The organism is Cryobacterium sp. BB736, from assembly GCF_014980265.1.
Classification (GTDB): domain Bacteria; phylum Actinomycetota; class Actinomycetes; order Actinomycetales; family Microbacteriaceae; genus Terrimesophilobacter.
On sequence record NZ_JABXWQ010000002.1, the window covers coordinates 308,409 to 331,931 of the forward strand.

At 69.0% G+C, this 23,523-nt stretch carries 21 protein-coding genes; 12 read left to right on the forward strand and 9 right to left on the reverse strand.

Features of this window, described 5'->3' with window-relative positions; translation table 11 throughout:
* Window positions 1-15: 15 nt before the first annotated feature.
* A complete protein-coding gene (locus IRG63_RS07925; RefSeq protein ID WP_193509770.1) occupies window positions 16-966 on the reverse strand; it encodes an Fpg/Nei family DNA glycosylase in 951 nt (316 codons plus the stop codon).
* Window positions 966-1,454, reverse strand: coding sequence for a ribose-5-phosphate isomerase (locus IRG63_RS07930; protein ID WP_193509771.1), 489 nt, complete (start codon window positions 1,452-1,454; stop codon window positions 966-968). Before IRG63_RS07930 ends, IRG63_RS07925 begins: the two co-directional genes overlap by 1 nt.
* Window positions 1,455-1,641: 187 nt before the next feature.
* Here IRG63_RS07930 and IRG63_RS07935 point away from each other — a divergent pair, with 187 nt between their 5' ends.
* Entirely contained in the window at window positions 1,642-2,265 is a 624-nt protein-coding gene (locus tag IRG63_RS07935; RefSeq protein WP_168626968.1) for a hypothetical protein, read from the forward strand.
* On the opposite strand, the gene IRG63_RS07940 is transcribed toward IRG63_RS07935, so the two are convergent.
* A complete protein-coding gene (locus IRG63_RS07940; RefSeq protein WP_193509772.1) occupies window positions 2,194-2,811 on the reverse strand; it encodes a disulfide bond formation protein DsbA in 618 nt (205 codons plus the stop codon). The genes IRG63_RS07935 and IRG63_RS07940 overlap by 72 nt on opposite strands.
* Before the next feature lie 120 nt (window positions 2,812-2,931).
* On the opposite strand from IRG63_RS07940, the gene pepN reads away from it, so the two are divergent.
* The 3 genes from pepN to IRG63_RS07955 all read left to right on the forward strand — a co-directional run bounded on the left by pepN (window position 2,932) and on the right by IRG63_RS07955 (window position 7,007).
* Window positions 2,932-5,472 carry an aminopeptidase N gene (pepN, locus tag IRG63_RS07945; RefSeq protein ID WP_193509773.1) on the forward strand — a complete coding sequence of 847 codons (2,541 nt, stop codon included), beginning with the start codon at window positions 2,932-2,934 and terminating at the stop codon, window positions 5,470-5,472.
* A 121-nt stretch (window positions 5,473-5,593) separates the two neighbouring features.
* Window positions 5,594-6,574 (forward strand): mechanosensitive ion channel family protein, encoded by a 981-nt coding sequence (locus tag IRG63_RS07950; RefSeq protein ID WP_168626965.1) that lies wholly within the window; start codon window positions 5,594-5,596, stop codon window positions 6,572-6,574.
* On the forward strand, window positions 6,567-7,007 hold the full coding sequence (locus IRG63_RS07955; protein WP_370566205.1) for a globin: 441 nt from the start codon (window positions 6,567-6,569) through the stop codon (window positions 7,005-7,007). Before IRG63_RS07950 ends, IRG63_RS07955 begins: the two co-directional genes overlap by 8 nt.
* Before the next feature lie 3 nt (window positions 7,008-7,010).
* On the opposite strand, the gene hutI is transcribed toward IRG63_RS07955, so the two are convergent.
* Genes hutI through hutH form a run of 4 tightly spaced genes read right to left on the reverse strand, consistent with a single transcriptional unit; the run spans window position 7,011 to window position 12,272 of the window.
* The gene (gene hutI, locus IRG63_RS07960; protein WP_193509775.1) at window positions 7,011-8,159 is read right to left on the reverse strand and encodes an imidazolonepropionase; all 1,149 of its coding nucleotides are present in this window, start codon (window positions 8,157-8,159) and stop codon (window positions 7,011-7,013) included.
* 35 nt (window positions 8,160-8,194) lie between these two features.
* On the reverse strand, window positions 8,195-9,073 hold the full coding sequence (locus IRG63_RS07965) for an arginase family protein (RefSeq protein ID WP_193509776.1): 879 nt from the start codon (window positions 9,071-9,073) through the stop codon (window positions 8,195-8,197).
* Complete coding sequence (hutU, locus tag IRG63_RS07970) at window positions 9,073-10,734, reverse strand: urocanate hydratase (RefSeq protein ID WP_193509777.1); 1,662 nt, start codon at window positions 10,732-10,734, stop codon at window positions 9,073-9,075. The genes IRG63_RS07965 and hutU overlap by 1 nt, the downstream gene beginning before the upstream one ends.
* On the reverse strand, window positions 10,731-12,272 hold the full coding sequence (hutH, locus tag IRG63_RS07975; protein ID WP_193509778.1) for a histidine ammonia-lyase: 1,542 nt from the start codon (window positions 12,270-12,272) through the stop codon (window positions 10,731-10,733). Before hutH ends, hutU begins: the two co-directional genes overlap by 4 nt.
* A 78-nt stretch (window positions 12,273-12,350) precedes the next feature.
* Here hutH and IRG63_RS07980 point away from each other — a divergent pair, with 78 nt between their 5' ends.
* The 3 genes from IRG63_RS07980 (at window position 12,351) to IRG63_RS07990 (ending at window position 15,493) form a co-directional block, all read left to right on the forward strand.
* A complete protein-coding gene (locus tag IRG63_RS07980; RefSeq protein ID WP_193509779.1) occupies window positions 12,351-13,106 on the forward strand; it encodes an IclR family transcriptional regulator in 756 nt (251 codons plus the stop codon).
* Window positions 13,107-13,206: 100 nt separating this feature from the next.
* The gene (locus IRG63_RS07985) at window positions 13,207-14,859 is read left to right on the forward strand and encodes an FAD-binding dehydrogenase (RefSeq protein WP_168626958.1); all 1,653 of its coding nucleotides are present in this window, start codon (window positions 13,207-13,209) and stop codon (window positions 14,857-14,859) included.
* 37 nt (window positions 14,860-14,896) lie between these two features.
* Window positions 14,897-15,493 carry a DUF2510 domain-containing protein gene (locus tag IRG63_RS07990; RefSeq protein ID WP_193509780.1) on the forward strand — a complete coding sequence of 199 codons (597 nt, stop codon included), beginning with the start codon at window positions 14,897-14,899 and terminating at the stop codon, window positions 15,491-15,493.
* A gap of 43 nt (window positions 15,494-15,536) precedes the next feature.
* Here IRG63_RS07990 and IRG63_RS07995 read toward each other — a convergent pair whose 3' ends face one another.
* Both IRG63_RS07995 and IRG63_RS08000 read right to left on the reverse strand, forming a co-directional pair.
* On the reverse strand, window positions 15,537-16,865 hold the full coding sequence (locus tag IRG63_RS07995; protein WP_193509782.1) for an HNH endonuclease signature motif containing protein: 1,329 nt from the start codon (window positions 16,863-16,865) through the stop codon (window positions 15,537-15,539).
* A gap of 108 nt (window positions 16,866-16,973) precedes the next feature.
* Window positions 16,974-17,648 carry a hypothetical protein gene (locus IRG63_RS08000; protein ID WP_168626955.1) on the reverse strand — a complete coding sequence of 225 codons (675 nt, stop codon included), beginning with the start codon at window positions 17,646-17,648 and terminating at the stop codon, window positions 16,974-16,976.
* 62 nt (window positions 17,649-17,710) lie between these two features.
* On the opposite strand from IRG63_RS08000, the gene IRG63_RS08005 reads away from it, so the two are divergent.
* The 5 genes from IRG63_RS08005 to paaZ all read left to right on the forward strand — a co-directional run bounded on the left by IRG63_RS08005 (window position 17,711) and on the right by paaZ (window position 23,509).
* Window positions 17,711-18,583, forward strand: coding sequence for an acyl-CoA thioesterase II (locus IRG63_RS08005; protein WP_193509783.1), 873 nt, complete (start codon window positions 17,711-17,713; stop codon window positions 18,581-18,583).
* A gap of 72 nt (window positions 18,584-18,655) precedes the next feature.
* On the forward strand, window positions 18,656-19,843 hold the full coding sequence (locus tag IRG63_RS08010; RefSeq protein WP_193509784.1) for an acetyl-CoA C-acyltransferase: 1,188 nt from the start codon (window positions 18,656-18,658) through the stop codon (window positions 19,841-19,843).
* Window positions 19,840-20,574, forward strand: a complete 735-nt coding sequence (locus IRG63_RS08015) for an enoyl-CoA hydratase/isomerase family protein (protein ID WP_168626952.1) — start codon at window positions 19,840-19,842, stop codon at window positions 20,572-20,574. The genes IRG63_RS08010 and IRG63_RS08015 overlap by 4 nt, the downstream gene beginning before the upstream one ends.
* 38 nt (window positions 20,575-20,612) lie before the next feature.
* On the forward strand, window positions 20,613-21,446 hold the full coding sequence (locus IRG63_RS08020; protein WP_168627705.1) for a 3-hydroxyacyl-CoA dehydrogenase family protein: 834 nt from the start codon (window positions 20,613-20,615) through the stop codon (window positions 21,444-21,446).
* Window positions 21,443-23,509 carry a phenylacetic acid degradation bifunctional protein PaaZ gene (gene paaZ / locus IRG63_RS08025; protein ID WP_193509786.1) on the forward strand — a complete coding sequence of 689 codons (2,067 nt, stop codon included), beginning with the start codon at window positions 21,443-21,445 and terminating at the stop codon, window positions 23,507-23,509. The genes IRG63_RS08020 and paaZ overlap by 4 nt, the downstream gene beginning before the upstream one ends.
* The last annotated feature ends 14 nt before the right edge of the window (window positions 23,510-23,523 follow it).

Consider the following 23,523-nt stretch of genomic DNA (forward strand, 5'->3'; position numbering starts at 1 on the left):
GCATGGCATGGCGGTTCACCGCTGGCAGTTAGGGCACCAGTACAGTTTCCGGCCGGCCGCCATGTCCATCAGGATGTGCGTGCCGCAGGTGCGGCACGGCAGGCCCGCGCGCTGGTAGACCCAGTGCCGGTCGTCACTGTTCGCGAGCGCGTTGCGGTAGTCCTCGTCGGTCGGGTAGTCCATGGTCAGCATGTGGCCGGTCTCGACGCCGATGTGCAGCAGGTGCACCCAGTCGCGCCAGAGCGAGCGCACGGTCTCCTCCGGGACCCGCTTTCCGGGCGTGTGCGGGTCGAGTCGCGCCCGGTACAGCAGTTCGGCGCGGTAGACGTTGCCGATGCCGCTCACGACCGACTGGTCCATCAGCAACAGGCCGATCGGTGTCGGCTTCTTCAACACCGTCGCGGTGAACCGGTCCTCCGCCTCCTGCGAGTCGTCGCCCATCGGGTCGGGTCCCAGCTTCCCCACCACGGCATCGACTTGCTCCGGCAGCAGCACCTCGCATGCGGTCGGTCCGCGCAGGTCGGCGACGGTGTCCTCGGTGAGGAGCCGTACCCGCACCTGCCCAACCGGCTCCGGAGGCCAGGTGTCCAACTCGGGCTGCACGGTCTCCTTCTCCGACATGCGCAGCCTCGAGCGCCGGGGCGCGCCGATCGAGTGCAGCGAGTCCTCGAAGTTGGCGAGGTCGTTGCCGCGCTCGTCGGCCGATGCGAGCGGCGCATCCGTCGAGATGTCGCCCGCGAAATCCCACGCGCCGTAGATGCCGAGATGCACGCGCAGCCACAGCCGGTGATCGAACTCGAGGAACAGATTCTTGCCCACCGCGCGCGAGTCGGTCATCGTGAGCCCATCGAGCTGCTGGGCGCCGCTCACGAACCGTCCCTGCGGCGAGCTGGTTTCGACGCGCTTGCCGACGAAGTGCAGCGCGAACTGCCTCGCGATGCGGTGAACGGAGTGACCCTCAGGCATCAGGCGCCGATCTCGTGCCCAGCGATGTTCCCGGTGTGCTCATACTCGGCGAGCTGACCGATCCGGCGGGAGTGGCGCTCCTCACCGGAGAACGGTGTCGCGATGAAGACGTCGATGAACTCGATCGCTTCCTCCAGCGTGTGCTGGCGCGCGCCGATGGAGATCACGTTGGCATCGTTGTGCTCGCGGGCCAGCTCGGCGGTCGACCGGTTCCACACCAGCGCGGCGCGAGCGCCCCGTACCTTGTTGGCCGCCATCTGCTCGCCGTTTCCCGAGCCGCCGAAGACGACACCCAGAGCCTCGATCCCGGACTGCTGGTCGGTCACAACACCGATCGCGGCATTGATGCAGAACGACGGGTAGTCATCCAGCGGGTCGTATTCGCGTGGGCCATGGTCGATCACCTCGTGGCCGGCACCCCGCAGGTGCTCCTGGAGGTCGCGGCTGAAGTCCAGACCGGCGTGATCGGTGGCGATGTGGATGCGCATACAGGTCATTCTAAGGATGCCGCGGGGCAGCACCTCTGGCCTTCGGCCGACAACAGGCGCACACTGGAGGGAACTGCAAACGCGACAAACGCGGGAGGCGCAGATGTCACCGACGACCGTATCGCCCGGGATGGTCCCAGTCCTTTCTGCAGGACGGCACCGCAGTCCCCGAACAGGCGCGTGCTTCATGGAGTTCGCGTCCTACCTGGCTGGAGAGCGCTGGAGCGACCATCCGTCGTGCACGCATCCGGCTCTGGCATTCCTTGCCCGCATGGTCAACGACTGCAGTTCCGACACGGAGCGCTCTCGACTTGCTGTGCTCATCCCGTCGGTCATCGGACTGAATGGCTCCGACCGCTCGGTCGAGGTCGCCATCGCGCTCCGTGCTGCGAGCGTCGCCCTTCCCATTGCCAGTGAGGAACGGCAGCGCGCGCTCGCTGTCGGCATCCTCTCCTGCCAGCGGATCCTGGAGCGGATGGGCGTCGAACCGGCTCCCGACCTCGCGGCCGCCGTGGACAGCGCGATGCAGCGGACCCCGCTGGCCGTCAGCTGGGCACGAGACTTCGTGGGAAGCTACCGGCTGCCCACCGGCAACAAGGCCGCGTCCCGCCTGAGCGAGTCGGTCATCCGGATCTCCGTTCTCGGCATCGCCGGCGCGTGCATCGAGAACCCGGACGCGCGACTGCGCGCGCTGCTGACTGCGGCGATCGAGGACTCGGCCGCGATCCTACGGCCGACGTCAGTCGAAGACCGGGCCCCGAGTGCGCGACCGCTTCAGTTCGAAGAACCCATCGTAGGAAGCCGCAGCTAGAACGCCATCCCAGAGGGCGACCGCTTGGTCGCCCTTTGGTGTGGGCGAAATCACCGGACCGAAGAACGCGACATCGTGCACGGCGATGACCGGAGTGCCGACGTCCTGGCCGACCCGGTTGATGCCGTCGAAGTGCGACGCGCGCATCTGCTCGTCGAACTCGTCGCTGTCGGCGTACTTCAGGTACTCGGCCGGCAGGCCCAGTTCGGCGAGCGCCTCCGGGATCACGGCATCCGGATCCTTCGAACCGTCGAGGTGGATGCGGGCGCCGAGCGCGTCGTAGAGCGGCTTGACGACGCCAGCGCCCTCGAGTTCCTTCACCGCGGCGACGAGCCGGGTGTAACGCAGCGCGCGTGGGAAGAACGCCCGGTAGGCGTCGTCGACATCCTTGTCCTCGTTCAGCACCGCGAGGCTCATCACATGCCAGTTGACGTCAAGTTCGCGATGCTGTGACACCTCGTCGACCCAGCGGCTCGTCATCCAGGCCCACGGGCAGGACGGGTCGAACCAGAAGTGAACAGGGGTGGCGGATGCTTCGGTGGTCATGCATCCCAGTCAAGCGCATCCCCGCTGGGTGACCTGCATCGGGGTGGCCGCGCCGACTAGTCTGGGGTGCGCGCCGCCGCCGTTGCCGCGCGCAATTCGTTCGCTGACATGGGAGCCTAAGTGCCTGGAGACAACCTCACCCGCCTCGAAGCGCAGGAGCGCAAGGCGCTCATCGATGTGCAGAGCTACGACGTCGAGCTCGACCTCACGACGGGACCCGAGGTGTTCCGCAGTACCACGGTCGTCAGATTCACCGCGACCGCTGGCGCCTCGACGTTCATCGACGCGTTCACGCGCACGGTGCACTCGATCCAGCTGAACGGCGTCGAACTGGACCCTTCCGTGGCCGACGGTGTGCGCATCCAGCTCGCGGGCCTCGCCGAGGAGAACGTGCTGCGCGTCGACGCTGACGCCGAGTACACCAACTCCGGCGAGGGGCTGCACCGCTTCGTCGACCCGGTGGACAACGAGGTGTACCTCTACTCGCAGTTCGAGGTGCCGGACTCCCGCCGCGTGTTCGCGGTGTTCGAGCAGCCCGACTTGAAGGCATCCTTCGCCTTCACCGTCACCGCCCCCGCGCACTGGGTGGTCGTGTCCAACTCGCCGACCCCCGCGCCGGTTATCAACGGTGACTCGGCGACCTGGGTATTCGCGCCCACCCCGGTGATCTCGTCGTATATCACCGCCATCGTGGCAGGCCCGTACGCTGTCGAGCGCAGCGAACTGACGAGCAGCGACGGGCGGATGATCCCGCTCGGCATCTACTCGCGCAAGTCGCTCAGTCAGTACCTCGACGCTGACTACCTCTTCGAGAAGACCCGTCAGGGCTTCGCCTACTTCGAGAGCAAGTTCGACTACCCGTACCCGTTCGAGAAGTACGACCAGCTCTTCGTGCCGGAGTTCAACGCCGGGGCGATGGAGAACGCCGGTGCAGTCACGTTCACCGAGACCTACGTCTTCCGGTCGAAGGTGACGGATGCGATCAAGGAGCGTCGCGTCGTCACGATCCTGCACGAGCTCGCGCACATGTGGTTCGGCGACCTGGTCACCATGAAGTGGTGGAACGACCTGTGGCTCAACGAGTCCTTCGCCGAGTGGGCATCCACCATCGCGACCGCCGAGGCCACCGAGTGGTCGGAGGCGTGGACCACCTTCCAGGCGATGGAGAAGAGCTGGGCCTACCGACAGGACCAGCTGCCGTCGACGCATCCGGTGGTCGCGACCATCAACGACCTAGAGGACGTGCAGGTCAACTTCGACGGCATCACCTACGCCAAGGGCGGCTCGGTGCTCAAGCAGCTCGTAGCCTGGGTCGGCGAGGAGGCGTTCTTCGCCGGGGTCGCCGCGTACTTCAAGAAGCACGCATACGGCAACACCGAGCTGACGGACCTGATGGCAGAGCTCGAAGTGACGAGCGGCCGCGACCTGAGCGGCTGGTCCAAGATGTGGCTGGAGACCGCTGGCGTGAACACGCTGCGACCGGAGATCGAGACGGATGCCTCGGGCACCATCACGAGCTTCGCGGTGCTGCAGAGCGCGCCGGAGGACTACCCGACCATCCGCCCGCACCGTCTCGCGATCGGCTTCTACGACCTCGTCGCGGGCAAACTCGTGCGGGATGACCGGCTGGAGCTGGACGTCGATGGCGAGCGCACCGAGGTTCCCGGCCTGGTCGGGCGCCGCAAGCCAGCGCTCGTGCTCATCAACGACGACGACCTGGCCTACGCGAAGATCCGCCTCGACGAGCAGTCGCTCGAGACGGCGATCGCGCACCTGAAGGACATCGAGGACCCGCTCGCGCGCGCACTCGTCTGGGGTTCGGTGTGGGACTCGACCCGCGACGCGGAGGTCGCCCCGCGCGACTACGTGAAGCTCGTGCTCGGCAACATCGCCAGCGAGACCGAGAGCACCACCATCCGGACGACGCTGAACCAGCTCGTCACCACGGTGCGCACCTACGTCGACCCGTTCGAGCGCGCCAAGACGCTCGAATACATCGGCTCGTCGCTGTGGACTCTCGCCGAACTGGCGGAGGCGGGGTCGGATGCGCAGTTCCAGTTCGTGAAGTTCTTTGCGAGCGTCGCGTCGATCGGTGACCACGTCGCCGCGCTGCGTGGCCTGCTCGGCGGCACCGTCGCACTTGACGGCCTGACCGTCGACACCGACCTGCGTTGGGAGCTTCTTGAGGGTCTCGTGCTGAACGGCGCTGCGACCGAGGCGGACATCGACGCCGCGCTGGAGAAGGACAACACCGCAAATGGCCAGCAGGCGGCGGCTCGCGCTCGCGCCACGTTCCCGACGGTGGAGGCGAAGCTCAAGGCGTTCTCGTCCATTGTGGATCAGGCGGATGCGCCGAACGCGATCGTACGGAACACCGCGCTCGGCTTCCAGCACGTCAACGACCCCGCGGTGCTCGAGCCGCTCGTGGAGCGCTACTTCGCGAGCCTTGCGAACATCTGGGAGTCGCGCAGCTACCACATCGCCGAGACGCTCATCGTGGGCCTCTACCCCGCGCCGCTGGCGACCCAGTCGCTCGTCGACGCAACCAACGCGTGGCTGGACGCCAACCAGGAGATCCCGGCGCTGCGCCGCCTCGTGGTGGAGAACCTCGCAGGTGTGGAGCGCGCGCTGAAGGCGCAGGAGCGCGACAAGCAGCGCTGACACCTCCCAGTTGCCCACTTTGGCCCCTGTTTCCGCATTTTCAGGGGCCGAAGTGGGCAACTCGGCGTTTGCGACCCCTCGGAGTGAGTGAGCAGGCGCAGAAAAGTAGACTGGCGAGAATATGGATGAGACTCCCCCCGCCTTCGACTGGACGGCCTTCTGGGCGAACGTCGACGCGTTCTTCAGCCATCCGCTGGTCAAAGCCCTTCTTCTCGTCGTCTTCGCCCTCGTGCTCAACTGGGCGCTGCGCTTAGGCATCCGACGAGTCGTCAACCGCGTTGTCACGGGCGCCAAGAAAAAGCACAGTGTCGACGACACCCAGGCCCTGATCTCCTCGCCTCTCGCCGCGGCGCGGGTTGTGCAGCGCACCAGGGCGCTCGGCACCGTCTTCAACAGCGCCGTGACGGCGATCATCACGATCGTGATCCTCCTGCTGGTGATCTCGATCGTCTTCCCCAACGCCACCGGAGCGTTCGCGATCGTCAGCGCCGCGATCGGCGCCGGTCTGGGTTTCGGCGCGCAGAACATCGTGAAAGACGTGCTGAACGGGATCTTCATGGTCGCCGAGGACCAGCTCGGGGTCGGCGATGTCGTCGACGTGGGCGAGGCGACCGGCACCGTCGAAGAGGTCGGCCTGCGCATCACCAAGGTGCGTTCGGTTGACGGCACCCTGTGGTTCGTTCGCAACGGCGAGATCCTGCGTGTCGGCAACTTCTCCCACGATTGGGCCCGCGTCATCATCGACCTCCCCGCCCCGTACACCGCGGATGTCTCCGCTATCCAGGAGACGCTGCTGGAGACGGCCACCGCTATGTCGAACAGCCCGGCCTGGCGCTCGAAGATCCTCGAGAAGCCGGAGATCTGGGGCATCGAATCCGTGTCGGCCGAGGCCATCGTCATCCGCCTGGTGATGAAGGCGCGGCCTGCGGAGCAGTGGGCGGTTGCGCGTGAGCTGCGGCTGCGGCTCAAGCACGCGCTCGACGAGATCAACGTCGGTCTGCCCGCGCTGAACCGGGTGGTCATCGACAGTCCGGATGTCCCGCAACCAGTCGGCAGGCGGACACAGCAGCCGACGACCGAGAAGGAGGAGTCCGGTGAGTGAAACCGGCGGGGAAACCCACGTGACGCTGCGCACCGGCGAGGGCGGCACCGCGGTCGGCGGCGAACTCTTCGACCAGATCGGCGGCAGCGAGACCTTTGACCGGCTGGTCACCGCGTTCTACGACGGCGTGCAGAACGACCCGGTGTTGTGGCCGATGTACCCGGCGCACGACCTCGATGGCGCCATCCGTCGCCTGAGCATGTTCCTGCAGCAGTACTGGGGCGGACCGAAGACCTACAGCGAGGAACGTGGACATCCCAGACTCCGGATGCGGCACGTCGCGTTCAAGGTGAACCCGGATGCCCGGGAGCGCTGGCTGCGACACATGCGCGACGCCCTGGACACGCTCGAGCTGCCGCCGTTGCAGGACGCGACGCTGTGGGGCTACCTCGAGCGCGCCGCCCACTCGCTCGTCAACACCTTCGAGGAGTAGCCGCTACGCCTTGAAGACCTGCTGCACCTGCGGCACGCCCGGCCGGTAGGCCAGGTAGCTGTAGTGTGGGGCGTCGAGCACGACCAGGTCGGCCTTCTTGCCCTCTGCCAGCACGCCGACGTCCTCGCGGCGAAGCGCCGCGGCTCCCCCTGCGGTCGCCGCCCAGAGCGCCTCAGCCGTCGTCATCCCCAGCTCGCGCACCGCGAGGGCGATGCAGAACGACATCGACGACGTGTAGCTCGACCCCGGGTTGCAGTCGCTCGCGATCGCCACGGTGACGCCCGCGTCCATCAGCCTGCGCGCATCCGGGTACGGCTGGCGGGTGGAGAACTCGACGCCCGGCAGCAGCGTCGCGACGGTGTTGCCGCCCGCGAGCGCGGCGACATCCTCATCGGTGAGGAAGGTGCAGTGGTCAACGCTCGCCGCGTCCAGTTCGACCGCGAGCTGCACCGCGCCGGATGTTCCGAGCTGGCCGCCGTGCAGCCGCGCCCCGAGCCCACGGTCGATGCCCGCCTCGAGGATGGCGCGTGCCTGGTCGACGTCGAATGCGCCGTCGTCGCAGAACACGTCGATCCACTTCGAAAGGGGCGCGCACAGGTCGAGCATGGTGCCGGTGACCAGCTCGACGTAGCCAGCCGGGTCGTCGGCGAATTCGGCGGGGACGACGTGCGCCCCGAGGAAGGTCGTCTCGGTGGTGAACTGGCCCGCGATGGCGAGGCTTCGCGCCTCGTCGATCGAGGTCAGCCCGTAGCCGCTCTTGATCTCGACGGTGGTGGTGCCCTGCGCCCGCATCTCGGCGACCAGGCGCGTCGCGTTGCGTGCCAATTCGGCGTCGCTCGCGGCGCGGGTCGCCTCGACCGTGCGGCGGATGCCGCCGGCGGCGTACTCCTCGCCCGCCATCCGCGCAACGAACTCGTCGGAGCGGTCGCCCGCGAACACGACGTGGCTGTGGCTGTCGACGAAGCCTGGGATGACGCAGCGCCCGCCGACGTCGAGCCGGTCGTCGGCATCCGGAGCGCTGCCCGCGTCGCCGACCCAGCTGATGACGCCGTTGTCGATGACGACAGCGGCGTTGGCCCGCTCCGCGGTCAACTCGCCCTGCTCAGGGTCGTTGGTGACCAGCAGGCCGATGTTGTCGATCACAGTGCTCAAGTTGGGCGCCTTTCAAAATTTAACGACGCCTTAACTTACAGTGTTCTACTTCGAAATCCTGCTACCGACTCGAGTACGCACAGCGCGACCAGCCGGATGGTCCGCTGATCTGGTGTGTCCTTCGTCGCGTCAACCTCGACCAGATCGACCGAGCGGACGGCCGGATGCGCACCAGCCAGTCGCGCGGCGATCCGCAGCTCGTGCGCCGAGATTCCGCCCGGAACCGACGCCGGGCAGGCCGGCGCGACCGAGCGATCGCACACATCCACGTCCAGGTCGACGTGCACCGGGCCACCCCCGGATGCCGCCAACTCGAGCGCCTCCGCCATCACGTCCGCCATCGGTCGCAGCATCAGGGCGTCGCGGTGCACAACCGTGATGCCGTAGTCGGCGGCACGCGCTGCGTACTCGGCGGAGTTCGCGAAGTCGGCGATCCCGACCTGCACGACCCGGCCGCCGTCGAGGCCGGCCTCGATCAGCCGCCGCACCGGCGACCCGTTGCTGACGCCGTCCCGCAGGTCGTGATGGGCGTCGAGGGTGACCAGCCCGCCGGCCGCCAACCCGTCGCCCATCCGGCCCAACGCGGTCGGCACGGTCGCGGCGTTGTCGCCGCCGAGCGCGATCACCAACTCGGCCTCGATCGCGGCGATCGCCGCTGCGGCCGCCCGCTCGTCGGCATCCGGATCGGCCAGGTCACCGCAGTCGACGATCGACAGCTCGCCCCACGGCACGGTATACGCGAACTCGCCGTAGTAGCGGAGAGCCTCCCGCACGGCCGCCGGGGTCTTCCCGGCGTCAGTCGCCGACAGCGAGGTGCGCCAGGTCGGCACCCCGACCAGCGCGACATCGGCGGCACCGGCGGGCGCGGGCCAGTCGCCCGCGCGGGGCCAGAGCGGATCGTGCGACAGAGCCATCAGTCGCCAGTCTCCCGCATGGGGATGCGCACACCGCGCTCATCGGCGATCTCGACGGCGTGGTCGTACCCGGCATCGACGTGACGGACGACGCCCATCCCGGGATCGTTGCGCAGCACCCGGGCGAGCTTCTCTGCGGCGAGCGGCGTCCCGTCGGCCACCGACACCTGGCCGGCGTGGATCGACCGGCCGATGCCGACACCGCCGCCGTGGTGGATCGACACCCAGCTGGCGCCGGATGCCGTGTTCACCAGCGCGTTCAGCAGCGGCCAGTCGGCGATGGCGTCGGACCCGTCGAGCATCGCCTCCGTCTCGCGGTAGGGCGAGGCGACCGAGCCCGAGTCGAGGTGGTCGCGGCCGATCACGATCGGTGCGCCGAGTTCGCCGGATGCGACCATGTCGTTGAAGCGCAGCCCGGCGACGTCGCGTTCGCCGTAGCCGAGCCAGCAGATGCGGGCGGGCAGTCCCTGGAAGTGCACGCGCTTCCCCGCGAGCTTGATCCAGCGGGCCAGCGATTCGTTCTCCGGGAACAGCTCGAGCACCGCCCGGTCGGTCGCCGCGATGTCGGCGGGGTCGCCGCTGAGCGCTGCCCAGCGGAACGGGCCCTTCCCCTCGGCGAACAGCGGCCGGATGTAGGCGGGCACGAACCCGGGGAACGCGAACGCGTCGGCGTACCCGGCGGCGAGCGCCTCGGTGCGGATGTTGTTGCCGTAGTCGAACACCTCGGCGCCCGAATTCTGGAAGCCCACCATCGCCTCGCCGTGCCGCGCCATCGACTGGCGCGCCGCGTTCGCGAAACCGGCCGGGTCGGCGCTCCGTGCGGCGTCCCACTCGTCGAACGAGAACTCGAGCGGCAGGTAGGCGAGCGGGTCGTGCGCGCTCGTCTGGTCGGTGACGATGTCGATCTCGGCGCCCATCGCGAGCAGCCGCGGCACGACATCCGCCGCATTGCCGAGCACCCCGATGCTGAGCGGCCGGCGGGCGTCGCGGGCGTCGTAGGCGAGCTGGAGCGCGTGCTCCAGGCTGTCGGCCTGCACGTCGAGGTAGCGGTGCTCCAGCCTGCGCGCGATGCGGCTCGGGTCGACGTCGACGCAGATCGCGACGCCGCCGTTCATCGTCACCGCGAGCGGTTGGGCGCCGCCCATCCCGCCGAGCCCGCCGGTCAGTGTGATCGTGCCAGCCAGGGTGCCACCGTTGCGCTTGGCTGCGACCGCGGCGAAGGTTTCATAGGTGCCCTGCAGGATGCCCTGCGTTCCGATGTAGATCCACGAGCCTGCGGTCATCTGCCCGTACATGGTCAGGCCGAGCTGCTCGAGGCGGCGGAACTCGTCCCAGTTGGCCCAGTCGCCGACGAGGTTCGAGTTGGCGATGAGCACGCGCGGCGCCCACTCGTGGGTCTGCATGACGCCGACCGGCCGGCCGGACTGGACGAGCATGGTCTCGTCGCCCTTGAGAGTGGTCAGCGTGCGCACGATCGCGTCGAAGCTCGCCCAGTCGCGCGCGGCCTTGCCGGTCCCGCCGTAGACGACCAGCGCATCCGGATGCTCTGCAACCTCAGGGTCGAGGTTGTTCTGCAGCATCCGGAGGGCGGCCTCCTGCTGCCAGCCGAGGGTGTTCAGGGCGTTGCCGCGGTGGGCGCGCACCGGTCGTGGTCCGCTCATACGAGTTCTCCTCCTCGCTCCGAGACGACGACTGCCGCAGCCTGCAGCAGCGAGCCGTCCAACACCATCGCATAGGCGTCCTCGATCTCAGGGGCGAGATAGCGGTCGGTCGCCGGCCCCTCGATCGCCTCCCGCAACCGTGCCCGGACCGCGGATGCGACTGGGCCAGGCTCGACCGGCGCGCGCAAGTCCATCGCGCGAGCGGCGGTGAGCAGCTCGATCGCGATGACGCGGCCGAGTCCGTCGATCGCGCGCCGCAGCTTGCGGGCGGCGCCCCAGCCCATCGAGACGTGGTCCTCCTGCATCGCCGACGACGGGATCGAGTCGACGCTCGCCGGCGTGGCGAGCCGCTTGAGCTCGTTGACGATCCCCGCGGCGGTGTACTGGGCGATCATATGGCCGGAGTCGACGCCGGGGTCGTCGGCGAGGAACGCGTTCAGCCCGTGATTGCGGGCGACGTCGAGGAAGCGGTCGGTGCGGCGCTCGCTCATGCTGGCCAGGTCGGCGACAGCGATGGCGAGGAAGTCGAGCACGTAGCCGAGCGGTGCGCCGTGGAAGTTCCCGTTCGACTCGAGCCGGCCATCCGGAGTCACCACCGGATTGTCGATCGCCGCTGCCAGCTCGCGCTCGGCGACCATCGCGGCGTGCTGGATGGTGTCGCGCACCGCGCCGTGCACTTGCGGCGCGCACCGCAGCGAGTAGGCGTCCTGCACCCGGGTGAATCCAGTCGGGTGGCTCACCATGTCGGAGTCGGCGAGCACCGCGCGCATGTTCGCCGCGGAGTCGCGCTGTCCCGGATGCGGCCGCAGCGCCTGCAGGTCGGCGGCGAACACCGCGCCGGTCCCGGTGAGACCCTCGACGCTCATCGCTGCGGCGAGATCAGCGGTGGTGACAAGCGCGCGCAGGTCGTTCAGCGCGAGGACGAGCATGCCGAGCATGCCGTCGGTGCCGTTGATGAGGGCGAGGCCCTCCTTCTCGTGCAGCTCGATCGGCTCGATGCCGGCCGCGGCGAGCGCGTCGGATGCCTCGACGAGGGTGCCGCTGGAATCCCGCACCGTGCCCTCGCCCATCGCCGCGAGTGCGATGTGGGCGAGTGGGGCCAGGTCCCCCGAGCAGCCGAGGCTGCCGTACTCGCCGACGACCGGGGTTAGCCCTGCGTTCAACAGTGCCGCGTAGGTCTCGGCGACGACCGGGCGGACCCCGGTGCGCCCTGTAGCCAGCGTCGACAGGCGCAGCAGCATGGTCGCGCGCACCACCTCGCGTTCGACCTCTGCGCCGCTGGAGGCTGCGTGACTGCGGACGAGCGAGCGCTGCAGCTGGGTGCGCCGCTCGAACGGGATGTGCTTGCTCGCGAGCGCGCCGAAGCCGGTGGAGACGCCGTAGTGCGGCTGGTCGTCGCTCGCGAGCTGCTCGACAACCGCCCGGGACTCGGCCATCGCGGTGAGGGCATCCGGGGCGAGCTCGACGGGTTCGTCATCCCGGGCGACGGCGACGACATCACCGGGCGACAGCGGCCCGGTACCGAGAGAAACAGCCATGGTCACATCAAACTCCCGAACCGTGCCCCGAGCGCCGGTTGATCGCACAATGTGTCTCGGATACGAGACAATAAGTGCATGAACGTGCCCGCCGCGAGGAGCGCACTGCGCATCATCCGGCACCTCGCCGAACGGAGCGGCCCTGTGCGCGCCGCGACCATCGCGCGCGAACTCGAACTGCCCCGGTCGAGCGTCTACCACCTGCTGGCCGTGCTGCAGGATGAGGGCTTCGTCGTGCACTCGCCCGAGCACCAGGGCTACTCGCTGGGGCCGCTAATCGGTGAGATCGGCACGACGGTGCTGGCGTCGAATGCCCTCGCGCGGATCGGCCGACCGTTGCTCGAGCGGCTGGTCGCCGAGACGAAGCTGCCGGTTGTCGGACACCTCGGGCTGCTGCAGCACACCGACGTCGTCTACGCGGTGAAGGTCGCGGCCGCCCGCGCACCGGCGGTGGTGACCAGCGTCGGCGTGCGCCTGCCCGCCCACCTGACCGCGACCGGGCGTGCGATGCTCGCTGCGCTGCCGCCCGCCCAGTTCGCGGCCAACTACTCCCCCGGCGACCTCCAGCTGCGCACCGAGCAGGGGCCAGCCACCGTCGCCGCGCTCGAGGAGCTGCTCGCCCAAACCCGGGACCGCGGCTGGGCGACCGAGGACGGCGACATCAACCCGGCCTACGCATCCGTCGCCTCCGCCGTGCTCGACCACAACGACTACCCGGCGGCCGCGGTCGGCCTCACCTTCCGCCGCAACCTGCTCGCCGACGCGCCCCGGCTCGCCCGTGCCGTCTCGCGCGCTGCCGACACGCTGTCCCGCCGCATCCGCGGCCGCTCTTAACCCGTCTCAAGGATTTCCTGCCGCTTCGCTGCCGACTCGCCCGCAACATCCGTCGCCGCGGCGAACATCTCCTTGAGACGGGTTAGGGAAAGATGAGGGCATGACGACGGAGTTGGACAGTGACGTCTTGGTTGTTGGCGGCGGGCTGGCAGGGCTGGTGGCCGCGGCCGAACTGGTGAACGCGGGCAAGCGCGTGACCATCCTCGAGCAGGAACCGGAGGCGAGCTTCGGCGGCCAGGCCTGGTGGTCCTTCGGCGGACTGTTCCTCGTCGATTCGCCCGAGCAGCGCCGGATGGGAGTGAAGGACTCGCCCGAGCTCGCCCGCCAGGACTGGTTCGGGTCGGCCGGCTTCGACCGTGAGGAAGACCTGTGGCCGCAGCGCTGGGCCGAGGCATACCTGGATTTCGCGGCCGGTGAGAAGCGCGCGTGGCTGCACGGTCTCGGCATCCGGTTCTTCCCGGTCGTCGGTTGGGCCGAGCGGGGCGGGTACACGGCACTCGGCCACGGCAACTCGGTGCCGCGGTTCCACATCGTCTGGGGCACCGGCCCGGGAGTGCTCGCGCCGTTCATCAAGACGGTGCGCGACGGACAGCAGCCAGGCCTCGTCACCCTCGCGTTCCGGCACCGCGTCGACGAACTCGTGGTCGACGGCGGCGCGGTGGTCGGCGTGCGCGGCACCATCCTGCAGCCGGATGCCGCCGAGCGCGGCGCGGCGAGCAACCGCGAGCCGGGAGGCGAGTTCGAGGCCAGCGGCCAGGTGATCGTCACCAGCGGCGGCATCGGCGGCAACCACGACCTGGTGCGCGACCAGTGGCCGCGCCGGATGGGCGACGCGCCGGCCGACCTGCTCTCAGGTGTGCCCGCCCACGTCGACGGGCGGATGCTCGGCATCAGCGAGCGAGCCGGGGCACGCCTCATCAACGGGGACCGAATGTGGCACTACGTCGAGGGCATCAAGAATCACAGCCCGGTGTGGCCGCTGCATGGCATCCGGATCCTGCCTGGTCCGTCCAGCGTGTGGCTTGACGCGACCGGCAAGCGGCTGCCGGTGCCGCTGTTCCCCGGCTTCGACACGCTCGGCACCCTCGAGCACATCGTCGCGACCGGCCACGCGCACTCGTGGTTCGTGCTGACCCAGAAGATCATCGAGAAGGAGTTCGCGCTCTCGGGCAGCGAGCAGAACCCCGACCTCACCGGCAAGGACTTCAAGCTGCTGCTGCAGCGGGTGAGGAAGGGCGCCCCCGCACCAGTCGAGGCATTCAAGCGGCGCGGAGAGGACTTCGTCGTCGCGAACACGCTGGACGAGCTCATCGCCGGCATGCAGGCGAAATCGGACGTGCCACTCGACGCGGACCGCATCCGCGCCGAGGTCGAAGCTCGTGACCGCGAACTCACCAACCCGTTCGCGAAGGACGCCCAGGTGAACGCACTGCGGCAGGCACGCAAGTACCGCGGCGACCGGCTCATCCGAGTGGCTGGCCCGCATCGCATCCTCGATCCGAAGGCCGGTCCACTCATCGCGGTGAAGCTGCACCTGCTGACCCGCAAGAGCCTTGGCGGCATCGAAACCGACCTTGACTCACGAGCCCTCGGCACCGACGGGCGACCGATTCCCGGCCTGTACGCGGCGGGCGAGGCGAGCGGATTCGGCGGCGGCGGCGTCCACGGGTACCGGTCGCTCGAGGGAACGTTTCTCGGCGGATGCCTGTTCAGCGGGCGCGCCGCCGGGCGCGCTGCCGCGGCGAGCGCCTAAGCACCCCTAAGCTGTCCTCGACTATTCGAGGAGGCCCATGTCCGACGTCGCAGCGCCCGCAGGCTGGTACCCCGCCAACGACGGCAGCCAGCGTCAACGTTGGTGGGACGGAGTGGCCTGGACCGAGCACTACCAGCACCCGTACACGACAGAGCGGGTCGACCTCACTGCACCAGAGGGCGCGCGCGTCTACACCCCGTGGATCTGGGTGATGCTGGGGGTTCAGGTGCTGCAGACCATCGCCCTGCTGACCATCGACTGGGCCGAGTACATGCGACTTTCGCTGGACGCTTCCATTCAAGGGCAGCTCGCGGCGCTGACGTCCCAGGCGTCGTTGGTCTCGATGCTCTCCGGCTGGGGCGGCCTGGCGCTGCTCATCGGCTGCGCCTTCCTGGACTGGTCCGCGCTGAAGCGCGAAGGGATCCCACGCCCGTTTCACGCCGCATGGTCGATCCTCTCCCCGGCCGTCTACGTGATCGGTCGAGCGGTCGTCGCACGGCGCCGAGCGGGCCGCGGAATCGCAGTCATGTGGCTGGAGATCGCCATCCTGATGTTCGGGCTTGTCGCCGCCATCTGGATGATCGGCGTCATCTTCGCCGTGGTGTTCGAGTTCATGCCTTCGCTGACGGCCTGACCCGCTGCAGATCGGTTGACCCGACTCGCCTCCCCGTTCACCCCTATTGGAAGGTGACGGGTGTGTCCGGGATGTCGACGGCGGTGACGCCGTGGGGGCTGGTCCATTCCAGCACGCCGGGACTGATCTGTTTCACGCTCCAGCCGGGCAGGTGCTTGATGGTGTGATGATTCGGGCACAGGTCTGCGAGGTTGCCGACCTCCGTCTTGCCGCCGTGCTGCCAGGCGGTGGTGTGGTCGAGGTCGCAGTCGCCGGGCGGCCGTGCGCAGGACGGACATCGACATCGCCCGTCGCGGCGATGCAGGTAGCGACGCAGCTTCTTTGACGGCCGGTAGCTGTCCACCGCCAGCACCTGCTGGCTGACCGGATGGGTGAGCACCCGGATCAGGCTGGGCGCGTTCCCGGCCAGCCGGGTGGCATCGTCCAAGCCGATCGGACCGCGTCCGGCAATGCTCGCCGGCTCGTCGCTTTCGCCGAGCAGGGTGAGGACCGGAATGAGGATCGACACCTCCGGGCGGATACCGATCCCGGCGGCGTGCGGGGCATCCGGGTCGCCCGAGGGCTGCCCGGTGAGCACCAGCTCGCAGGCCAGGTCGGCACGCACCTGATCAAGAGTGCGGGCGTCTGCCGGGTTGGCGGCCTTGACCGCCTTGGCCTGCGCGGTGAGCCGGTCGAACATCGCCACCGCGAACACGGTCGGCACGGTGTGCACCAGCTCCGACATCCCGTCGACGCCCTCGAACATGCGCACCGAGCGGCCCTCCCGAGCCTTCCGGTGCCGCTCCTCGAAGGTCACCGCGGCGAGCTTCTCGGCTGCCTGCCGCGCCAGCCGCCGTAACCGGCCGGGGGTGATGTTCACCGCCCGCTTGAGCACCGCGGCCTCGTACTTGCCGCGCAGCTCCGGATCGTCGATCGGGTCGCCGCACTCGACGATGACGCGGGCGTGCCCGATGCCGATCGTGCCGGCCGCCAGCGCCTCCAGCGTGCCGGGGTACTCGTCGACCAGCTCCTCGGCGTAGATGATCCGGCTCTCCATGGTCCGATCCGACACCCGGCAGGCCAACGCCAACTCTGCCGCCAACGACCGGTAAACCAGATCCACCCGGGCATCCGGACCCTCCTCGGCCACGTACAGCCGGGCCAGCATGGCCAGCTCCCGGGCCTCCTCGGCCTCCAACTGCGCCTTCCTCGCCTGCAGCAAGGCCACCCGCTTGATGCCGGCGTCGATCGGACTCTCCGGCTCCAGCCCGGCCACCAGCGCACGGAACCTCGCCTCGACCTCATCGGCCGGCAGCTCCCAACCCGCATCGGCGAGCCCGCGAGGCTGAATCTCAGCGTCGACCTGACCTCCGGTGCCGGTGAAGTTCTCCATGAATCCAGTGCACACCCTGCCACCGACATTCCGACATCGGAGGCCGGAAGTTATCCACATGAAAGGTCTCGGCTGGCTCGACAACCACAATGTGGACTCGACCCTGAGTCAGACCTGCAGTGTCCACGCCCTGCGGCGCACGAGAACGTGCCCGCGCTGGCTGGTCAGCCGAGTCCAGGGGCCGGTCTCGTAGATCCGCACGTCGTCGTCACCGATGAAACCCAGAGAATGCGCGGCGAACGCCGCGCCGGCCGGGACGTACTCGATGCTTGGAATCGGGCGGCCCCACACCTCGGCCCGCACCGAACGCACGAGCTGCTCACCGGTTTCGGTGCCGACGGTGTCTGCCACCTCCCGGATGCCTTCGTCCGCGACCCGAGAGAGCACGACCGGGCCCACCGGGTCGTGCTGGGTCCAGCCGCCACGCGGGGGCGAGATCGCGGCCCACACCACCGTGTTCACCTCGATCGGCAGGCTGACCGTCACCGGCGCATCCGGATCGGTCACGTTCGACTGCGCCCGCGCGAGACGGTCCAGCAGCGAGCGCACCGGCACGACCGCGTCGAACGCCTCAGAGTCTGTCAGCGCGAACGTGCGCAGGCCGAGCACCGTCGGTGTCTCATCGCGCAGGCCGACCGGGTAGAGCACCGCCACGTACACCGCGAGCACGCCCGAGCCCGAAATAAGGCGCACGGAGCCGTCCTCCACCCTGCCGGCGCGACCGAGGAAGGTCTGCAGATCACTGAGGGAGAGGGAATCGACCAATGAGAAGGTTCGGTTCATTACCCAAACTAAACTAGCTGGAAACAACTGGCGCCGCTCGCGCCCGCTGAGCCGGGAGACCCATGAACGACCCCCTGTTTGGAATGCTCGCCGCTCTCGACCTCGACGACACCGGTGCACCGGCAGGCAAAGACATCTTCACGGGCCCCAGCCAATGGATGCCGCACGGCCGCGTGTACGGCGGCCAGGTTCTCGCCCAGTCGCTCGTCGCCGCCGTCCGCACCGTGCCCGAGGACCGCATCGTCCACTCTCTGCACGGCTACTTCCTGCGCCCCGGCGACGTGCAGCTGCCGATCACCTTCACGGTGGACCGCATCCACGACGGCCGCTCGTTCTCCACCCGCCGCAGCCAGGCGTACCAGAGTGGTCTTCCGATCCTGTCGATGATCGCGTCGTTCCAGACCGTGGATGAGGGCCTTGACCACCAGGTTGACGTCGATGGAAACGTCCCGCCACCGGAATCGCTGCCGACGGACGAGGAGGTCCTCGATGGCCACGACCACGTCATCGCGCGCTACTGGGCCAAAGGCAGGCCGTTCGACATGCGGCACGTTCAGGAGCCGATCTACCTCGAGCCCGACCGAGACAGCTCGCCCCAGCAGGCCATCTGGTTGCGGGCGACGGGCGACCTTCCGGATGACCCGAATCTGCACCGTGCCGCGCTCGCCTACGCAAGCGACTACCCCATCCTCGAGTCGGTGCTGCGCCGGCACTCGCTCGCGTGGGCGACGCCCGGCCTCAAGGTCGCGAGCCTCGACCACGCGATGTGGTTCCACCGGTTTGCGCGCGTCGACGAGTGGCTGCTCTACGTGCAGGAGTCGCCCAGCGCCACCGGCGGCCGCGGCCTGTCGCACGGCCGGTTCTACACGCGCGAAGGAGTGCTCGTCGCGAGCGTCGCGCAGGAGGGCATGATCCGGGTACCGTCGCCGCGCTGATCTGGCATAATTATTTCCTGAACGGTCGGTCACTAATTCCCCGTTCGCCCGACAACGCGGTCAGGAGAGAGCATGGCGGAGGCCTTTCTCGTCGGTGGGGTTCGCACGCCGGTCGGACGCTACGGAGGGGCCCTCGCAACGGTCAGACCGGACGACCTCGCCGCACTCGTGATCGGTGAGGCGGTACGTCGAGCCGGAATCGACCCCGAGCGCATCGACGAGGTTATCTTCGGCGCGGCCAATCAGGCCGGCGAAGACAACCGCAACGTCGGCCGGATGGGCGTGCTCCTCGCCGGGTTGCCGGATGACGTGCCCGGCATCACCGTGAACCGGCTGTGCGCATCCGGCATGTCGGCGATAGCCATGGCGGCGCAGGCTGTGCGCGCCGGCGACGCCGACCTCATTGTCGCAGGCGGCGTGGAGTCGATGACGCGCGCACCATGGGTGCAGGCAAAGCCGCAGAAGCCTTGGGCGAAACCCGGCGACGCCTACGACACCTCGATCGGCTGGCGCTTCGCCAACCCGAGACTGCTCGCGCGCGACAAGGCCACCTTCTCGATGCCAGAGACCGCGGAGGAGGTCGCGCGAGTCGACTTGATCACGCGCGAGGAAGCCGACGAGTTCGCGCTGCGCAGCCAGCAGAGGGCCACGGCCGCGATCGACGCCGGACACTTCGCCGACGAGATCATCGGCGTGCCGACCGCCACCGGTGAGGTGCTCGTCGACGAGGGGCCGCGCCGCGACTCCACTCTTGAAGCTCTTGGCCTTCTGCGGCCGGTGGTGAAGGGCGGCACCGTTGTCACCGCCGGGAACTCCAGCTCGCTCAACGATGGATCGTCGGCCATTGTGATCGCCAGCGGCGAGGCGGTGGAGAAGTACGGGCTCGAACCGCGTGCGCGCGTCGTCGTCGGGACCAGCGCCGGGCTCGCCCCGGAGATCATGGGCCTCGGGCCGGTCCCCGCGACGCAGAAGGCGCTCGCCCGCACCGGCCTGACGATCGACGACCTCGGCTCGATCGAGCTCAACGAGGCGTTCGCCACCCAGTCGATCGCCTGCATCCGGCGACTCGGCCTGGACCCGGAACGCGTGAACGTTGACGGCGGCGCGATCGCGCTCGGCCACCCGCTCGGCTCGAGCGGCTCCCGGCTGATCGTCACGTTGCTCGGCCGGATGGAGCGCGAGGACTCCCGGTACGGACTCGCAACCATGTGCGTCGGCGTCGGCCAGGGCACGGCCATGATCGTGGAACGGGTGTCGTGAGCGCGCCGCTGCTCGTCGAACGCCTGGACGACCGGGTCGTCGCGACCCTCAACCGGCCCGACGTGCGCAACGCCATCGACCAGGCGACCATCGACGCCCTGCACGAGCTGTGCGACGAGCTGGAGAAGGACCCCCGCATCCTCATTATCACCGGCGCCGACGGCGTATTCGCTTCCGGTGCCGACATCGCCCAGCTGCGCGAGCGCACCGCCAAGGACGCGCTGCGCGGCATCAACGCGAACGCCTTCATCCGGGTCGCCGCGCTGCCCATGCCGGTGATCGCCGCGATCGACGGCTACGCCCTTGGCGGCGGCGCCGAGCTGGCGTACGCCGCGGACATCCGGATCGGCACGGTGAGCCTGAAGATCGGCAACCCGGAGACCGGCCTCGGCATCATCGCGGCGGCCGGCGCGAGCTGGAGGCTCAAGGAGATCGTGGGCGCCGCGCGGGCGGCCGACCTGCTGCTCACCGGCCGGAGCGTCGGCGCCGACGAGGCCCTGGCGATCGGTCTGGTGAGCGCGCTGCACCCTGCCGAGGAACTACTGCCTGCCGCGCACGCGATCGCCGACCGTATCGCGCGCAACGACGCCGCCGCGACCATGGCCACCAAGCGCGTGCTCACCGCGCCGCGCGCCGAGCACCCACGTGTCGACCTCGAGGAGCAGGCCGTGCTGTTCGAGGGCCCGGAGAAGCACCGTCGGATGACCGAGTTCCTGGAGAAGAAGAAGTGACCGTTCCAGAGCGCGTCGGAGTGCTCGGCGGCGGCCGGATGGGCGCCGGCATCGCGCACGCCTTCCTGCTGGCCGGCGCGGACGTGATCGTGGTCGAGCGGGATCCGGAAGCCGCTGCCGCGGCGCTCGGGCGAATCACGGACAGCGTCGAGGAGAGCATCGACCGAGGCAAGACAGTGCTGTCGCGCGACGACCTCGCCAGCGCCCTGCACACCGGCACGGATGTTGCCGCCTTCGCCGATTGCGCGCTCGTGATCGAGGCTGTGCCAGAAGAACGCGACCTCAAGCTGGACGCGCTGCGGCGAGTCGAGGCGCAGCTCTCGCCCGGCGCGGTGCTCGCCAGCAACACGTCGTCGATCTCCATCGACTCGCTCGCCTCCGAACTGCTGCGCCCTGGCCGCTTCCTCGGCCTGCATTTCTTCAATCCGGTGCCGGCGTCGGCGCTCGTCGAAATCGTCGCCGGGGATGCGACCCAGCCCGAACTCCTCGGCGAGGCGCGCGGCTGGGTGGCCGCGCTGGGCAAGACGCCGATCACGGTGCGTGATGCTCCCGGGTTCGCGTCCTCCCGGCTCGGCGTCGCCATCGGCCTGGAGGCGATCCGCATGCTCGAATCCGGGGTCGCCAGCGCCGAGGACATCGACGCGGCCATGACCCTGGGCTACAAGCATCCGGTCGGCCCGTTGAAGCTGACCGACATCGTCGGCCTCGACGTGCGCCTCGGCATCGCCGAGTACCTGCACGCCGAACTCGGCGATCGTTTCGAACCCCCTGCGCTGCTGCGCCGGCTCGTCGCCGAGGGAAAGCTGGGCCGCAAGAGCGGCCAGGGCTTCTACCGCTGGGACGAGAACCCCTCAAAGGAGAGCAATCGATGAGCGAGATCCTGCCGAGCTACGTCAACGGCCAGTGGTGGACGCCCGAGTCGGCCGACGGCGCTGCCACCGTGCGCGACGCGTCCACCGGCGAGGTCGTGACCCGGGTGTCGACCGCGGGCCTGGACCTGGCCGGCGCGCTCCACTACGCGCGCACGGTCGGGCAGGCGAGCCTCGGCGAGCTGACCTTCCACCAGCGGGCGGTGCTGCTCAAGCAGTTCGCGCTCACCCTGACCGAGCGCAAGGACGAGCTGTACGCGCTGTCCTCCCGCACCGGCGCGACCAAGCGGGACTCCTGGGTCGACATCGATGGTGGCATCGGAGTGCTGTTCACCTACTCGTCGAAGGGGCGGCGCGAACTGCCGAACGCGCGGGTCTACGTCGATGGGCCGGTCGAGAACCTGTCCAAGGACGGCTCTTTCCTGGGCCGCCACATCTACACGCGCCTCCCCGGCGTTGCGGTGCAGATCAACGCCTTCAACTTCCCGGTCTGGGGGTCGCTCGAGAAATTCGCGCCGGCGTTCCTGGCCGGGGTGCCGACGCTCGTGAAGCCCGCGACCCCTACCGGTTACCTCACCGAGGCGTACGTGCGAATTCTCGTCGAGACCGGGCTGCTTCCGGATGGCTCGCTGCAGCTGGTCTCGGGCAGCGTGCCCGACCTGTTCGAGCACCTGCGACTCGGCGACCTGGTGTCGTTCACCGGCAGCGCTTCGACCGCCGAGCGCCTGCGTTCGCACGAGTCGGTGCAGACCGGCGGGGTGCGGTTCTCGAGCGAGACCGACTCGATCAACGCGTCAGTGCTGGGGCCGGATGCGACGCCCGAGACCCCGGAGTTCGACGCCTACGTCAAGCAGCTGGTGAACGAGCTGACCTCGAAGGCAGGGCAGAAGTGCACCGCCATCCGGCGGGCGGTCGTGCCCGCGGCATCCGTGGACGCCGTCATCGACGCCGTTCGGGCGCGCATTGAGGAGCGGATCGTGGTCGGCGACCCGCGCGCGGAGGGCGTCACGATGGGACCGCTCGCGTCTCTGGAACAGCGCGACGAGGTGCTGCGCCAGGTCGGCAAGCTCGAAGCGGCCGGCGGTGAGATCGTCATCGGGTCGACCGCCGACCCCGACGTGACCCGAGCCGACGGCAGTCGCGCGCTGGCCCCGGAGGGAGCCTTCTTCGCCCCGCTCATGCTGCGGTTCGATGACCCGAACACCGAGGCGCTGCACCAGGTCGAGGCGTTCGGCCCTGTGTCGTCGATCGTCGGCTATCGCACGCTCGATGAGGCGGTCAAGCTCGTCGCGCACGGTGGCGGTTCGCTCGTCACGAGTGTGGCGACCCACGACCCCGAGTTCGCGGTCGGCATCACCGAGCGGATCTCCGCCTACAACGGGCGCGTCCTGCTGCTCGACCGGGACAACGCCGGCACCTCGACAGGGCACGGTTCGCCCGTGCCGCACCTTGTACACGGTGGGCCGGGCCGCGCCGGCGGCAGCGAGGAGCTGGGCGGCATCCGCGCGGTGCTGCACCACATGCAGCGCACCGCGGTGCAGGGTTCCCCCGAGATGCTCACCGCGCTGACCGGTGTCTGGCATGCCGGGGCGAAGTCGAATCCGGATGGTCGGCATCCGTTCCGCAAGTCCCTGGCCGAGCTGCGGATCGGTGACCAGGTCGTGTCCGAGCCGCGCACCGTGACGCTGGATGACATCGAGCTGTTCGCGAACTTCACGGGCGACAAGTTCTACGCCCACATGGACGAGGATGCCGCGGCCGCGAACCCGTTCTTCCCCGGCCGGGTGGCGCACGGCTACCTGCTCATCTCGTGGGCTGCTGGGCTATTCGTGGACCCTGAGCCGGGGCCGGTGCTCGCCAACTACGGGCTGGAGAACCTGCGCTTCGTCACGCCGGTGTCGCCGGGTGACGCCATCCGGGTCGAGCTCACCGCGAAGCAGATCACGCCGCGCGAGACCGACGACTACGGCGAGGTGCGCTGGGATGCTGTGCTGCGCAACCAGAACGACGAGCTGGTGGCGCAGTACGACGTGCTGACCCTGGTGGCAAAGACACTCGCCGCCTGAACTCATTGAACTCA

Bases quoted from the DNA above. Each gene is read 5' to 3' on its own strand.
- IRG63_RS07995 (WP_193509782.1), bottom strand. From the start codon at position 16,865: ATGGAGAACTTCACCGGCACCGGAGGTCAGGTCGACGCTGAGATTCAG.
- IRG63_RS08000 (WP_168626955.1), bottom strand. From the start codon at position 17,648: ATGAACCGAACCTTCTCATTGGTCGATTCCCTCTCCCTCAGTGATCTG.
- hutH (WP_193509778.1), bottom strand. From the start codon at position 12,272: ATGGCTGTTTCTCTCGGTACCGGGCCGCTGTCGCCCGGTGATGTCGTC.
- hutU (WP_193509777.1), bottom strand. From the start codon at position 10,734: ATGAGCGGACCACGACCGGTGCGCGCCCACCGCGGCAACGCCCTGAAC.
- IRG63_RS07990 (WP_193509780.1), top strand. From the start codon at position 14,897: ATGTCCGACGTCGCAGCGCCCGCAGGCTGGTACCCCGCCAACGACGGC.
- IRG63_RS07980 (WP_193509779.1), top strand. From the start codon at position 12,351: ATGAACGTGCCCGCCGCGAGGAGCGCACTGCGCATCATCCGGCACCTC.
- IRG63_RS07985 (WP_168626958.1), top strand. From the start codon at position 13,207: ATGACGACGGAGTTGGACAGTGACGTCTTGGTTGTTGGCGGCGGGCTG.
- IRG63_RS07930 (WP_193509771.1), bottom strand. From the start codon at position 1,454: ATGCGCATCCACATCGCCACCGATCACGCCGGTCTGGACTTCAGCCGC.
- paaZ (WP_193509786.1), top strand. From the start codon at position 21,443: ATGAGCGAGATCCTGCCGAGCTACGTCAACGGCCAGTGGTGGACGCCC.
- IRG63_RS08020 (WP_168627705.1), top strand. From the start codon at position 20,613: ATGGGCGCCGGCATCGCGCACGCCTTCCTGCTGGCCGGCGCGGACGTG.
- IRG63_RS08010 (WP_193509784.1), top strand. From the start codon at position 18,656: ATGGCGGAGGCCTTTCTCGTCGGTGGGGTTCGCACGCCGGTCGGACGC.
- IRG63_RS07925 (WP_193509770.1), bottom strand. From the start codon at position 966: ATGCCTGAGGGTCACTCCGTTCACCGCATCGCGAGGCAGTTCGCGCTG.
- IRG63_RS08005 (WP_193509783.1), top strand. From the start codon at position 17,711: ATGAACGACCCCCTGTTTGGAATGCTCGCCGCTCTCGACCTCGACGAC.
- IRG63_RS07935 (WP_168626968.1), top strand. From the start codon at position 1,642: ATGGAGTTCGCGTCCTACCTGGCTGGAGAGCGCTGGAGCGACCATCCG.
- IRG63_RS07940 (WP_193509772.1), bottom strand. From the start codon at position 2,811: ATGACCACCGAAGCATCCGCCACCCCTGTTCACTTCTGGTTCGACCCG.
- IRG63_RS07950 (WP_168626965.1), top strand. From the start codon at position 5,594: ATGGATGAGACTCCCCCCGCCTTCGACTGGACGGCCTTCTGGGCGAAC.
- IRG63_RS07965 (WP_193509776.1), bottom strand. From the start codon at position 9,073: ATGGCTCTGTCGCACGATCCGCTCTGGCCCCGCGCGGGCGACTGGCCC.